The following is a 13,909-nucleotide window of genomic DNA, read 5'->3' as shown; positions in this document are numbered from 1 at the left end:
ATTCCGATGACCCGTCGTTGGACAGGTGCCCACTGGTGCCCGTCGACCAGCGAGTTAGGAGGCAATTCCCGCGTCGGGAGGTAAAGGGTTTCGGAACCCCGCGAGGCCCGTCACGCACTCCCACGGCGCGGCGGCGCAGTTACGAGGCCGGTCGCGTTCCCGCGCATCGCGACCGCGTCGGACGCCAACTGGGCTCGATGGCCGGCCGGCGCGACCCGCTGACCGGCCGGCTCGTGGACGCCGCCGAGGTCGTCGACCGTCGGCGCGTTCACGATCGTGACCCGCCCACCGGAGACGGAGACGGAGAACGCGTCCGCGTACGGGCCATCCTCGACGACGAACACGCCCGCACTCGGTCGGTCCGCGTCGTGGTACCGGAGGAGCTCCCGGTACGAGGACGCGAACTCGCGGGCCTCGGCGTCGTCGTCGAACCGGAGCCGCCACACGTAGCCCGTGTCGCCGTCGTCGCGCTGGTACGCGTACAGGCCGTCGCCAGCCCAGCCCGCGCTCGGCTCGAGCCCGTACGTGATCGGTATCGGGTCGTCGCGCGTGAGGAACGCCTCGCGCGAGACGACGCTCCCCTCGCGGTCGTCGTACAGCGTCGCCGCGAACATCGTCGCCAGGTCCGCCTCGCCGCTCACCACGGGGTCGTCGCCCAGGCGCGTCCACGCGCCGTCGCTCCGGTCGGGCACCGACACGTCGACCGCGGCGTCGTCGGTCCGGTGGATGACCTGCTCGCTCGACGACGGCGGGTCCGCGTACAGCGCGTTCACCGCCTCCCAGCCGCCGGCCCGCTTCGTCGCCGCGACGTACCGCTCGCCCTCCGCGTACGGGAAGTACGACAGCAGATACAGGCCCATGTTCGGACGTGGTGCCGACACCGACCCCTCGTCACCGCCGCCACCATCGCCATCGCCGCCGTCGCTTCCGCCACCACCATCCCCAGCGCCGTCGCCACCGCCGCTACCGGCGTCGTGCCCGACGCACGACCACGCCCCATCGCAGTGCGAGCGCACCGTCCGGTCGACGAGGTTCGCGTCACCCTCGATGAGCGCGACGAGCGCCCGTCGCTCGTCGCGCGTCGGCGACCGCGGGAACCGCACGTCGATGTTCCCGCGGAACTGGTACGCGTGCACGAGCTCGTGCGCGAGCGTCACCTCGTCCACGGTTGGCGTCGACGTCGGCGCGACGATCGTGATCTCGTCCTCGCTCGACGAGTAGAACCCCTGCACGCTCGCCGACCGCGTCCGCTCCTGCTCGGCCTGCGCGTCCGTTCGCTCGCCGACGAGGAACAGCGCCTCCAGCCGGACCGCCTCGCGCGTCGCCGCCGTCTCACCGCCGCCGCCAGAGCCGCTCTGGCGGTCGGCGTACTCCTCGCGCGAGATCACGGACACCGGCACGCGCCGGTCGAACTCGACGTTCCGCACGCGCTCGACGCGCGCCATGCTGCGGTTCACGACGAGCGCAAGCTCGGACTCGTTCAGGCCGTCCGACGCGTTCACGGGGAGGGACTCGTTGTACCAGACGCCGTTCTCCCACCCCTCGACGTCCTCCTCGGGGTCCGCGAGCGTACCGTTCTCCGCCGGTGCCGGCGCGCTCGCCGAGTCGTTCTCCGCCGTCGACGTCCCGTCGAACGCCGACAGCGTACACCCGGCGAGCGCCACCACCGCGACCACCGCGAGCACGACCAGGACGGCTCTCGTTCGCATTCACTCCTACCTCTGGGAGTCCACACCAAAAGTTCCCCGGGCGCGCCGCCACCGACGCACTCGACCGACGACCCCGACCGACGCCCGACGACGCAAACCCCGGCCTCGAGCCGCGGCCCGGGGAACGTCGTCAGGTCGACGCTGGCTCGGACCGCTCGACTTCGATGCGACCCTGGAGCTCGCGCTTCGACGCGGGACTGATGGTGACGCCGGCGCGCTCGAGTCGGTCCTTCACGGCGAGCGCGTACGCCGACCGGATCCCGAGGACGTCGCGGTGCCGCGGGTCGTCGATCCAGTAGTGTACCCGCACCAGCACGGCGTCGCTCTCGAACGTCTCCACGTACGCGCTCGGCGCCGGATCCGCGAGCACCCCGTCCAGTTCGGTCGCCGCCTCCTCGAGGACGTCGAGCGCGTCGTCGACGTCGTCCTCGTAGGCGAGCCCGATGTGTTCGACGACGCGGAACCGCCCACGGCCGTATGGGCGAGCGATGACGTCGCTCGTCAGCGTCTCGTTCGGTATCGTCTGGAGCTTCCCGTCCGGCGTGTGGACGCGCGTCACGCGCAGCGTGATGGACTGGACTTCGCCCTGCCCGTCCGACCACTCGATGAAGTTCCCGACGTTGAACTCGGGGTCGGCGACGAGTACGAGCCCGCTCACGAGCGATCCGATGACGGTCTGGGCGGCGACCCCGACCGCGAGCGTGCCCGCGGCGATGACGAGCGCCGAATCGCTCAGGAACTGGCCGTATCCCGCCACGCCCGCGCCGACGAAGACGGCGCCGACGACGACGAACAACCGCACGTACCGCGAGATCGCCTCCTGAATCGTCGGGTTGTCGGCGTTCCGTTCCTGGACGAGGCGCGAGATCGCGGGTTCGAGTACGTACCAGCCGAGCACGAGCACCAGCAGGAAGCCGGCGACGAACTTGCCCGCTCGCACGAGCACGGGAACGAGGTCGGGCACCCCCAAACCCGACCCTTCCGCGGTCGTCGCCTGGAGCACGGCCGCGGTCGTGACCGAGAGCATACCGAACCCACAGGCACGTCACGCAAAAAGACCCGTGCCGCGGCTGCGAGCGCGAACGCGCCACGCGACGGGCGAGTGCGTTCCGGTCGCCACTCCGTGAGTCCCACGGGAGCACCAAGCGATTAGTGTCCCGCACGCGTCCAGCGGGTATGTCCACCGACGAACCCGAGCCGTTCCGGTTCGACGCCGAGGTCCCGCCCGGCGAGAAGCGCCAGTTCCGCTACGAAGTCAGCGAATCCTACCTCGGCGACCCCGTCGAGATCCCCGTCACGATCGTCAATGGCGACGCGGACGGGCCGCGCGTGTTCATGACCGCCGCCATCCACGGCGACGAACTCAACGGCGTGAAGGTCCTCCAGGAGGTCGCCGATCGCTACAATCCGCGGGACGTGCACGGGACGCTCGTCCTCCTGCACGTCGTAAACGTCCCCGGCTACCAGGCCCAGCAGCGCTACCTCCCGATCTACGACCACGACCTCAACCGGTCGTTCCCCGGCAAGGAGCGGTCGAACACCGCCGAACGCATGGCGTACCGCATCTACGACCAGTTCCTCGGCCAGTGCGACCTCGGTCTGGACTTCCACACGTCCACGCGCAACCGCACGACGATGTACCACGCCCGCGCCGACGTCGGGAACCCCGACGTCGAACGGCTCGCGAACGCCTTCGGCGCGAACGTCGTCCTCTCCGGCGAAGGCGACGAGCACTCGCTCCGCGCCGTCGCCACCAGCGACGGCATCCCCACCGTCACCGTCGAGATGGGCAAAGCACACCGCTTCCAGCCGGCGCTCATAGAGAAGGCGCTCGACGGCGTCGAGAGCGTCCTCGCCGAGTACGACGTCGTCCCCGACGCCACCACGACAGACCCCGCCTGGCGGAAGGTCATGGGACCGACCGAGGAGAAACGCTGGCTGCGCGCCGACACCGGCGGCCTCGTCGACATGCAGTGGGGCCCGAACCCGCTCGTCCACGAAGGCGACTCGATCTGCACCATCACCGACCACTTCAAGGACGAGGAGCACGTCGTCGACGCCCCCTTCACCGGCCTCATCGTCGGCGTCCTCGAGAACCCCGTCGCCCTCCCCGGCCACCCCATCTGTCACCTCGTCCGCATCACGCCCGACACCCGCGAGGAGATCGAACGCGAGATCACGCAGGGCGAGTTCGACGGCTACCGGTCCTACGGCCAGCGCTGGATGGCCGACGACGAAGTCGCCGAGTGAACGCGTCGTGCGATTGCCGTCGCTCGCGTCCGCTCGCCAAGACTGGGGGCACCGACCGGTCGTTCCAGCGGTCGAATCGCAGTCCATCGCTTCGGCGACCCCATACCACTCGGGAACTCGACACGTAAAGCCAGACTTTCCGGTTCCTGAAACGACGCGGAGGGAACGTGCGCAAGCCTACCGACCGTCGCCGAAGCGCGCACGCGAGGCGGTAGCCACGAGATTCGAGCAGCGCAACGTTACTCTACATATCTTGGTATTATTCTGGTATTGGTTGCGGATAACAAACTCCGTCCCGTCGAGGTGCTAGCACGTCGGCCCCGCCGACGCACCAATGACTGACTCGAACGAGACCACGAACGACATCGCAGAACGCATCGCGACATCGATCAACGACCGCCTCGGAGACGACGACGCGTCCAGACGCGGCTTCCTCGGGCGGACAGCCCTCGCAGGCGGCGGACTCCTCGCCCTCGGGAGCGGCGTCGGCCTCACCGTCGCCGACGAACACGAGGACGACGACGGCATGGAGGCCGCCTTCGACGACGTCGAGGGCACCGACCTCGACGTCCTCAACTACGCGCTCACGCTCGAACACCTCGAGGACGCACTCTACCAGGAGGCGACCGAGACGTTCGACGAGAGCGACTACGCCGACTCCGACGCGCTCAGCGGCGCCGACGAGGAAGCAGTCGCCGACGTCGTCGAGTACGTCCAGACGGCCGGTGAACAGGAGGCGACGCACGTCGACGTCCTCACGCAAGCCGTCGAGCTCCTCGGCGGCGACCCCGCGCAGGCGGGCGAGTACGACTTCGGCATCGAGTCCGCCGACGAGTTCCTCCAGACCGCCGCCGTCGTCGAAAACGTCGGCGTGTCGGCGTACGCCGGCGCCGCACCGCACGTCGAGAGCCCCGACCTCCTCGGCGTCGCGCTCTCCATCCACAGCGTCGAGGCGCGCCACGCCGCAGTCCTGAACGACGTCGTCGGCGAACCGCCGTTCCCGAACGCCTTCGACGCGGCGCGCTCGCAGCAGGAAGTCCTCGACGCCGCCGGCCCGTTCATCACCGGAGGGAACATGACCGACGGCAACGAGACCGACGGCAACATGACCGATGGCAACGCGACCGAGGGAACGACGACGACTGCCGGAAACGAGACCACCACCGAGGACTACTCGTAGACGACCGAACCCCGGCGGCGACGCCGAGCACTCGCCCGTCGAACCGCGGGGGGTTCTCTTTGCGAACGATTGTCCGTACCTGATACCAGGCTAGACGAACGCCGCCAGGGACGCTGCTGCTCGCGGGACAGGACAGTTCGGAAGAGCCTAGGCCGGAATTTGAATCCGGGGTCTCGTCCTTACCAAGGACGCGCTTTACCGCTAAGCTACCCAGGCGCGTGAACGCACTCTCCTCTTGTCGGGATTCGTTTTAATGCGTTTCGATTCCGGGTCAGGAATCGCCCGCGGACTGGGGGACGCCGTCGTCGGCGGTCGGCTCTTCGGGTGGAATCGTGCCGCGGAGGCCGGCGACGGTGGGGAGGAAGTCGAGTTCGTTCGGGAAGCCGTCGTCGGTGACGTGGTCGTTGCAGTCGGCGACGTACGCGTACAGTTCCGGCGTGGGCGTGCCGCCGGCGGCGGTGGTGCCGGCGAGGACGGCGAGGTCGAGGACGTCGCGTTCGAGCGTGCGGTCGTGGTCGGCTGGGTCCCGGGTCGGGTCGGCGGCGGCGTCGCGGCGCTCGGTCTGTTCGCGGCCGAACGTCTGGACCACCTCGACGGCGCGGCCGGCGGCGTCGGTGCGCGCGAGGAGGTAGAAGCCGCGGGCGACGAGGACGTCGGCGGCGAGGATGTCGAGATTCGGCTGCGTCTGGTCGTCGACCTCGGTCCAGGGTTCGGTGTGCGCGAGCGTCCGGGTGAGGCGGAGGCCGTCGTAGATGAGTTGGACGCCGGCGGCGCGACTGCCGATGGCGTCGTCGTCGACCGCGTCGTCGACGGCGCGTGCACAGCGGAGTGCGAGCGTCCCGGGTGCGAGCGAGCCGGCGTCGACGTGAGCGACGATGTCGTCGCGGAGGCGCGCCGGATAGACGTCCTCGACGGCGTCTACGGCGGCCGAGCGACACGTTGCTGCCTCGTCCATCGCGCCTACGTAGCGACGGGACACGCAAAGACCTTTGGAAACGGCGGACGTTCCCGGTGGCGTGATTCGAGTCGAGCGCGAGGGCGCGGTGTGCGTGGTGAGCATCGACCGGCCGGCGCGACGGAACGCGCTCCGGCCCGCGGACCTGGACGCGCTCGCGGCCGCAGTCCGGGAGGCGAGCGCGCCGGTGGTGCTCTTGCGCGGGGAGGGGACGGCGTTCTGTGCGGGCGCGGACCTGGACGTGGTGTCGGGCCTGGACCGCGACGGGGCGCGGGACCTGGCGGCGCGCGGCCAGCGAGTCGTACGCGCGTTCGAGGCAGCGGACGCGGTGATCGTGGCGGGCGTCGACGGCGCGGCGCGCGGCGGTGGCGTGGAGATCGCGCTCGGGTGTGACCTCCGGGTGGCGACGCCGGACGCGTCGTTCGCGGAACCGGGCGTGTCGCTGGGGCTGTTCGGCGCGTGGGGTGGGACCGCGCGTCTGGCGCGCGTCTGCGGCGAGAGCGACGCGATGGACCTCGCGCTCTCCGGGCGGCGCGTGGACGCCGAGACGGCGCTCCGGATGGGACTGGTGTCGCGGATCGTCGACGACCCGCGTGCGGTCGCCGACGAGATCGCGGCACACCCGCCGGACGCGCTCGCGGCACTGAAGCGCCGGATGCGCGACCGCGACGACGTCCCGACCCAGGAGGCTCGGGAGGTCGAGGCGTTCGCGGACCTCGTCGCCGCGCACGCCGAGGACATCGCCGCGTCGCGGCGCGAGGACTGACCCGTTCGTTCGCTGCGCTCGCGTTCGTCCGAAAGAGTCGTGAAGTAAGAACGCGGACGTTGGGGTGTGACCGATTGCGAGCACTGTTCGGAGACGTTCGAGGACGACGCCGCGTACCTCCGGCACCTCGACGCCGAACATCCGGACGAGATGGGGCGGATCGAGCGGCGACGACTGGAGGACCTCGGGGGGTCGAGCGACGGGCCGTCGATGCCGCTCCTCGTCGGTGGGATAGCTGTCGGCGCGCTCCTGCTCGCCATCGTCATCTACACCGTGACGACGAGTGGCGGGCAGAACCTCGGGCCGGCGCCGAACCCGCCCGGGCACGAGCTCGGGCCGGCGGGCGACGACCAGACGATCCAGCCCCAGCAGGTCGGGTCCGCGCACACGCACGGCCAGATCTCGGTGACCGTCGACGGCACCGAGATCGACTTCCGACGCGCGGAGTTCCAGCACCCCCAGCAGATGGTTGCGTTCCACTTCGAGGCCGGCGAACGCCGCTGGCACGGGCACGCCCGCCAGATCTCCCTCGAGTACGCGCTCGAGGCGACGGCGTTCGGCGTGACGAACGACTCGTTCGCGTACGACGGCACCGTCTACCGGACGGGATCGAACGCGAGCGCGCCCGACGGCTGGGAGGTCGTGACGGACGCGACCGTGGTGTACGTGGTGAACGGCGAGCGCGTCGACCCCGAGACGTACGTCCTCGAGGACGGCGACAGCATCACGGTCCACGTCGAGGCGCCCGGCGGTGACGGTGGCGGCTCGGCGAACGAGACGACGACGAACGGCATCGCGGCGAGTGGCTCGCCGAGTACCACGCCGGCCGCGCTCGCCTGAGGCCGGTCCGGTATCGCGTCGACGAGACCGACCTGGTGTGGTCGGTGCGGTCGGTGCGGTCGTTACAGTTCTTCGGTCGTTGCAGTCAGGGCGTCGGGTCAACGGGGGCAGGCGGCATCGCGCGCTTGTGTTTGCTGCGCTCGTAGAGTTCGCGGACGGTCGCGATCGCATCGCGGTCGACGTCGAGCGCGCGCTCGGTCGCGGCCGGGGAGAGGTCGCCGTCGACGTGGAGCGCGAGGATGGCGTCGATGGTGTCGTAGTCGACGCCGAGTTCGTCCTCGTCGGTCTGGTCGGCCCAGAGTTCCGCGGTCGCTTCCTTCTCCGCGAGTTCGTCGGGCGCGCCGAGGTGGCTGGCGAGCTGGCGGACTTGTTGCTTGTAGAGGTTCCCGATCGGGTTGCAGTCGACGGCCTGGTCGCCGTACTTCGTGAAGTAGCCCGTGAGCGCTTCCGCGCGATTGCCCGTGCCGAGGACGACGCGGTTCTCCTCGTTCGCGACGTAGTAGTTGATGACGCCGCGCATGCGAGCTCGGGCGTTCCCGACGGCGGTCCGGTCCCCGTCGCTCTCGGGGACGGCGTCGACGAGCGCGTCGACGAGCGGCTCGATCTCGACGACGTCGTAGTCGATCCCGAGGTCCACGGCGACGCGTTCGGCGTCGCTCATGTTCTCGTCGCTCGAGACTTCGGCGGGGAGGACGAGCCCGTAGAGGTTCTCGGTGCCGAGCGCGTTCGCGGCGAGGTACGCGGTCGTCGTCGAGTCGACGCCACCGGAGAGTCCGAGGACGGCGCCGTCGGCGCCGGCGTCGGCGACGACGTCCTGAATGAACGTCTCGATGTGGTCGCGGCGCTCGCGCAGTTCGTCGTCGGAGAAGCGCAAGTCGAGCATCACGCGGTTGTACGGATTGCATCGACAAATACGGTTCCGTCCGACGAGAACGCTGGACGCACGTCCACTTCGAGCAACTCGGGCCGCGTCGAAGCGCTACGTTCAAGTGCAAGCGGCGGGAATCGGCGGATGAGAGCGCCGTTGGTCCAGTGGTAGGACAGTAGCTTCCCAAGCTACTAGCCCGGGTTCAATTCCCGGACGGCGCATTTTCTGAGCGAAGCGAAGAAAATCTCCATCGAGAATTGAACCCTACCAGTCGCGCGCAGCGACGGAGTGAGGGCGACCGTCTCTTATAGTTTCAATTCCTGTACGGTGCATTTCTGCTCCAACGAACGTGAGGAGCGGAATCGCTGGGCGCGGACACCGCGGAGTCGCATGGGGATGAACGGACATGGAAAAGGGTGATTTCGAGCGGAGCGTGCCCTGTAACTGCTCTATTCTTAATAAGCCGTCCTCTGAATCCGGAGGTACATGAGCGAGAGGGGAGACGAGGCTCTCGGCGCCGATGGGTCGTTATGGAGGGCTCGCCGCCGGTCTGGTGCTGCGTTCTCCCGGAGGGGGTTCCTCTCCGCAGTCGGAGCGTCGACGCTGGTTGCGGGTCGCACGAGTGGTCGGATCGTCGAGCGGCTCGAACTAGGTGGCGTGACGGACGGGTGGCGCGGGCGGGCACCGGCCGAGATCGAGGGGGAGACGAACCCGACGCTCTCGCTCGAGCCGGGAGTGGAATACGAGTTGAGGTGGGAGAACGTCGACGGGCGGCCTCACAACGTCGTCATCCACGACTCGGCGGGGATCGAGCTCGAACGCACCGAGCTGGTGCGGGACGAGGGTGAGACGCAGACGCTCACGTTTACCGCTTCGAGGGAGATGGACGCGTACTTCTGCGAGGTCCATCCGACGTCGATGCGCGGTGAGATAGCGCTGGGTGAAAGTGAGACGGAGACGACGGCCGAGTCGGCGCGGGACAGCGTCTTCGCTACGGGTCCGTCGGGCCGGCTGGAACTCGTCGCCGAGGGACTCACTGCGCCGTTCCGGATGAAGGTTCCCCCAGGGGATTCGGACCGGCGGTTCGTCGTCGACCAGCTCGGCTACGTCCACGTGCTCGGTCCCGACGGCCTGGCGGACGAACCGTTCCTCGACATCAGCGACCAGCTGGTCGCGGTTGGCGAGGGGACGTGGTCCAGCTACGACGAGCGCGGACTCCTTGGACTGGCGTTCCATCCTGACTTCCAGGACAACGGCCGGTTCTACGTTCGATACAGCGCACCCGGTGGTCCGTTCGCGGACTTCGGGCATCGTGAGCTGCTCTCGGAGTTCACAGCGGTGTCGAATCTAGAGGCGGCGGACCCGGACTCCGAGCGGGTGTTCCTCGACATCCCACACCCGGGTCCGATTCACAACGCCGGCGCGGTGACGTTCGGTCCCGACGGCTACCTGTACGTGGCGGTAGCGGACGGAAGCGGTGCCAACGACTGGCAGGACGGGAACGGTCACGTATCGGACTGGTACGACGGCAATCAGGGTGGGAACGGGCAGGACGTCACCGAGAACCTCCTCGGGAGCATCCTCAGGATCGACGTGGACGGAACCGGGGGCGAGAGGCCGTACGCCGTCCCCGACGACAATCCGCTCGTCGACAGGGAGGGACTCGACGAACACTACGCATGGGGGCTACGAAATCCCTGGCAGATGTCTTTCGACGACGACGGCCGCCTGTTCGTCGCGGACCCCGGTGCCAGCCGCTACGAGGAAGTGAACATCGTCGAGAAGGGGGGCAACTATGGGTGGAACGTCAGGGAGGGAACCCACTGCTTCGACGCTGGGACCTTCGGGAATCCCGCGGATTGCCCGAAATCGACCCCGGAGTCGATTCGCGGCGGCGAGGAGCTCCGGGACCCCATCATCGAATACCCGCATACCACCGGGGATGGGACCCCGATCGGAAGCGCGGTCGTCGGCGGGCATCTGTACGACGGTGACTCCTTCCCACAGCTGCGAGACAAGTACGTGTTCGCCGACTTCAGTACGTCGTACGAGACCCCGTCCGGGACGCTCATGGCTGCCGCCCCGTCGTCCGATGGAGACGGTCTCTGGTCGATAGAGGAGGTTGTCTTCGAGGAGTTCGAGCACGGACGGCTCGATCGATACATTTTCTCCGTGGAACTGGGCCCCGACGGAGAGCTCTACCTTCTGACGAAGAAGTCGGCTGCACCGAAGGACCAGAACGGAGCGATCTACAAACTGGTTCCGCCCGACGAACCGACGGGCACTTCGAGCGGTACCGAGGGGGCCGCGGGGAGCGTCGAGCCGACCGTCGGCGACGTCGCACAAGCGGGCGACGGGACGGGAGACACGCACCGCGACCTCGTCGTCCTCGGCGGTCTCGGTGGTCTCACGGCGATCGTCCTGTACCTCCTCGGTCGCGACGAGTCGTCCTAGGGCGTCAGATCCAACCGAACGGATTCGGGAGGAGTGGGCCTTTGAGCGAGTCGTCGGAGTCGTCTCGGCAGGCGGGTTCGTCCGCCGGAAGCGGTTTGCCTCTCGCCTCGGGCGACCCGCCGACTCTTCCAGCGGAGAGGTCGGTGTTCGTCGCGAGACGCGACTGGTCGACCCGATATATCGTCACGGCGTCGTTCCGGAACGCGACCGACACGCCCGGGAACGAGAAGGGTTCGACGTCGTCGTAGCGCGCTCGCTCGCTCGGTCCGACGTAGACGTAGCGGATGTCGTTGAAGACGAGTAGTCGCTTGCGTTGCTCCGGCGAGCTCCCGTTGAAGATGGTGTCGGCGACGAGCTGTCGACCGTAGTACGCCGACCAGCTCCGGTACGCTCCTTCATGCAGCCAACCGACATACGTCGGAATTCCCGAGAGACTGGCGCCAGGGCTCGCCTCCCAGATGTATCTCGTCTCGCCGGGTGCGGACAGCATCGTCGGCGTGCCAGACCGTTCGTCGAGCCACTGGATCGCCTCGGTCTCCTCGGGGTATTCGCTCTCCGCATACCGCATCCCGTCGAGCGACGGGTCCTGGTAGCCCGTCGCTCTGTTCGACCAGGCGATGGTCGCGAAGAGCCCGACGGAAACGAGCAGACAGACTGCGAAGACGACGCCGACCTGTTGGCGTCGCAGGGTCGGTACCGACCACGTGGCGAATCTCCCCCGGACGAGCCGCGGGAGCAACACGCCCGCAGCGACGCCCCACAGCAGCCAGACGTGGACGTAGAACTTGTAGACGGTGTTGAACCGGAACGCCGCAGCGTCTTCGACGACGTAAACGAACTCAACGATCAGGACCAGTCCGAGCCCGCCGATCACGAGGACCGTCTCGTAGCCGAGGTCGCGGTCGCGCTGTCTGAGGTACCACGTGACGACGAGGAACGGAACGAAGAGACCAATTACGCGGTAGCGTCTCGGTCCTGCGACGAGGAGCAGCCACGGGACGGAGACGGCGAGGAGCACGAGCACCGTCCGGCGGTCGCGGTCCCGTAGTCGCCCGAGGAAGTAGAGGCCGAAAACGACGAGGAAGCTCCCGTGGACGAGGAGGAGACCGATCGCGGTGCTCCGGCGGGAGGCCGGTACCAGCGCGAGCTCTCGACCGCTCGCTGTCTGCAAGAGGAACGGAAGTGCGACGATGACGCCCGCCGCAGATAGCAGGGTCAGCGGCGGAATCGAACGAACCAGCTGGACGGCTTCTTCGACAATCGTGTTCGGGTTCCCGTCTCGACCGGATCGATTCCAGAGCGTCGAGAGCGAGTCAGTGGGTGCGAAGACCAGTGTCAGGGTCGCCATCCCGAGGACCGTCGCGACGTCCCAGGTGTTCACCGTCGCCACGAACCCAATCATCAGCGGTAGGGCGAGGAAGAGCAGGCCCAGACGTAACCTGCGATTCTCCGCTGGCGCTCTGTAGTAACTGTAGAGGACGCCGACAGCGAGGAGCAGGAACGGGGTGCTCATCAGGTTCGGGTGCAGTTCGCCGGTGAACCAGTGCAGTATCGGGAAGACGTTCAGGGTATCTGGGATGATGCGCGCGGCGTTGAAGTACGAGACCTCCCTCGGCGCTTCGCCGAGGACGCACGCCGCTTCCGGCCGGAGCGAGCCGGAGACGGCGGTCTCGACGATCCGGTCGAACGGCGACGGGACCGCCCAGACGACGGTCACGAGGGCCTGGTAGAGGTTCCCGCCGAATCCGACGAAGAACGCGCTCGCGGCGCCCGCGAGGTGGTGCGCGTCTCCGCGATGTCGTGCGATGGCGGCGGCCGTCTCGTAGGCGGCGGTGACGAGCATCGCGTAGAAGCCGGCGAGTGCGAGGTTGTACGCATAGTGAGGGGCCGTCCCCGTAACGTCGGCGAGGAACGCGGCCGAGACGAATCCGCCGTAATAGTACTGGACGGATTCGCCGGCGAACCAGACGTCCTCGGGTGGCAGTTCCGCGGACCGCAGGAGCGTCTTGAACTGGCCGTAGTCGTGGAACGCCTCCCCGAACGGGTCGACACCCGGCGAGGCGGAGAGGATTGTTACCATCAGGACGTACGCGAACAGGAACACGCAGACGGTCTCGCCGACCGCCGGCCAGTCGATCTCGCTGCCGTCCCGGCCGAGGTGTATCGAGAGCGCCCCGAGGACGAGGAAGGCGGCGCCCACGGAGAACCAGCCGTACCGGTAGTGACCGGCCCAGTAGATGACGACAGTGAGGACGGTCATCGAGAGCGGGAGCGCGTACCCCGCGCCCTTGCTCGCGAGCGGCGCGAAGACGCGGCTGGCGACGGGGAGACCGACGACGAGCAACGCGAGGAAGACGCCGGCCCAGAGGACGACGAACAGCTCCTGTTCGACGGGGAGTCGCGTGAAGAGCTTCGGTCGAACGGTCGCGGCGGGGAGCACGCCCATCCCGACGAGCACCTGGAACTCAAGCCATCGCCTGAGGGTGAGGTGGTCGTCGACGGGTCGACCGGGGAGCACCGCGAACATCCGGACGTTCTGGGCGAGGAGCAGGAGTAGTCCGAGGAGGTGGACGTGGACGAGGAAGACGCTGGTGACGATGTATCCGCCGACGTCCCACTTCGTGTTCGGTGGCCGAGCGACGCGTGAGAAGAAGTACGTTGACGCGGCCGCCAGGAGGAGGAATTGCGCGACCTGGTTGTCCCAGAGGGCGAGGGCACCGAGGAGGGTCACGAGGAGGGCGACGACGCTCCGCGCGGTGAGAAGCCCTCTCGCTCGAGAGTAGTACGTCCTCGCGACGCTCGGCGAGCGAGAGCGAGGCTCCGAGAGGTGTTCGTCGCTCATGGCGCTGGACGCCGCGGCGAGACGAGGCGGCGGCGAGCCCCGACG

General features: G+C 68.3%; 10 protein-coding genes and 2 tRNA genes. 6 read left to right on the top strand and 6 right to left on the bottom strand.

All coding sequences use genetic code 11. The annotated features are described in order from the left end of the window. Positions 1–110: 110 nt before the first annotated feature. Together G9C85_RS11120 and G9C85_RS11115 are read right to left on the bottom strand one after the other, a co-directional pair. A complete protein-coding gene (locus tag G9C85_RS11120; protein ID WP_166039918.1) occupies positions 111–1,709 on the bottom strand; it encodes an Hvo_1808 family surface protein in 1,599 nt (532 codons plus the stop codon). A gap of 130 nt (positions 1,710–1,839) precedes the next feature. Beyond that, a complete protein-coding gene (locus G9C85_RS11115; protein ID WP_166039914.1) occupies positions 1,840–2,736 on the bottom strand; it encodes a mechanosensitive ion channel family protein in 897 nt (298 codons plus the stop codon). A gap of 149 nt (positions 2,737–2,885) precedes the next feature. Between G9C85_RS11115 and G9C85_RS11110 the strand changes: the two genes are divergently transcribed. Both G9C85_RS11110 and G9C85_RS11105 read left to right on the top strand, forming a co-directional pair. Then, complete coding sequence (locus G9C85_RS11110; protein WP_166039912.1) at positions 2,886–3,959, top strand: succinylglutamate desuccinylase/aspartoacylase family protein; 1,074 nt, start codon at positions 2,886–2,888, stop codon at positions 3,957–3,959. A 334-nt stretch (positions 3,960–4,293) separates the two neighbouring features. Continuing rightward, the gene (locus tag G9C85_RS11105; RefSeq protein ID WP_166039910.1) at positions 4,294–5,139 is read left to right on the top strand and encodes a ferritin-like domain-containing protein; all 846 of its coding nucleotides are present in this window, start codon (positions 4,294–4,296) and stop codon (positions 5,137–5,139) included. 144 nt (positions 5,140–5,283) lie between these two features. Here the strand turns inward: G9C85_RS11105 and G9C85_RS11100 are convergent. Together G9C85_RS11100 and G9C85_RS11095 are read right to left on the bottom strand one after the other, a co-directional pair. Further along, positions 5,284–5,355, bottom strand: a tRNA-Thr gene (locus G9C85_RS11100). 55 nt (positions 5,356–5,410) lie between these two features. Next, positions 5,411–6,094 carry a hypothetical protein gene (locus G9C85_RS11095; protein ID WP_166039908.1) on the bottom strand — a complete coding sequence of 228 codons (684 nt, stop codon included), beginning with the start codon at positions 6,092–6,094 and terminating at the stop codon, positions 5,411–5,413. A gap of 61 nt (positions 6,095–6,155) precedes the next feature. Between G9C85_RS11095 and G9C85_RS11090 the strand changes: the two genes are divergently transcribed. Next, positions 6,156–6,860: an enoyl-CoA hydratase/isomerase family protein gene (locus G9C85_RS11090; protein WP_166039906.1), complete on the top strand. Its 705-nt coding sequence runs from the start codon at positions 6,156–6,158 to the stop codon at positions 6,858–6,860. Positions 6,861–6,926: 66 nt separating this feature from the next. Further along, entirely contained in the window at positions 6,927–7,700 is a 774-nt protein-coding gene (locus G9C85_RS11085; RefSeq protein ID WP_166039903.1) for a hypothetical protein, read from the top strand. Positions 7,701–7,785: 85 nt separating this feature from the next. Here G9C85_RS11085 and G9C85_RS11080 read toward each other — a convergent pair whose 3' ends face one another. After that, positions 7,786–8,583, bottom strand: a complete 798-nt coding sequence (locus tag G9C85_RS11080; protein WP_166039901.1) for an NAD+ synthase — start codon at positions 8,581–8,583, stop codon at positions 7,786–7,788. 135 nt (positions 8,584–8,718) lie between these two features. Between G9C85_RS11080 and G9C85_RS11075 the strand changes: the two genes are divergently transcribed. After that, positions 8,719–8,789, top strand: a tRNA-Gly gene (locus G9C85_RS11075). Positions 8,790–9,225: 436 nt separating this feature from the next. Further along, positions 9,226–11,022, top strand: a complete 1,797-nt coding sequence (locus G9C85_RS11070; RefSeq protein ID WP_166039899.1) for a PQQ-dependent sugar dehydrogenase — start codon at positions 9,226–9,228, stop codon at positions 11,020–11,022. 4 nt (positions 11,023–11,026) lie between these two features. On the opposite strand, the gene G9C85_RS11065 is transcribed toward G9C85_RS11070, so the two are convergent. Then, positions 11,027–13,864, bottom strand: coding sequence for a DUF2298 domain-containing protein (locus G9C85_RS11065; protein WP_166039897.1), 2,838 nt, complete (start codon positions 13,862–13,864; stop codon positions 11,027–11,029). Positions 13,865–13,909: the final 45 nt, after the last annotated feature.

Source organism: Halorubellus sp. JP-L1 (assembly GCF_011440375.1).
Lineage (GTDB): Archaea > Halobacteriota > Halobacteria > Halobacteriales > Natrialbaceae > Halorubellus.
This window is presented reverse-complemented; position numbering and strand designations above follow the sequence as displayed.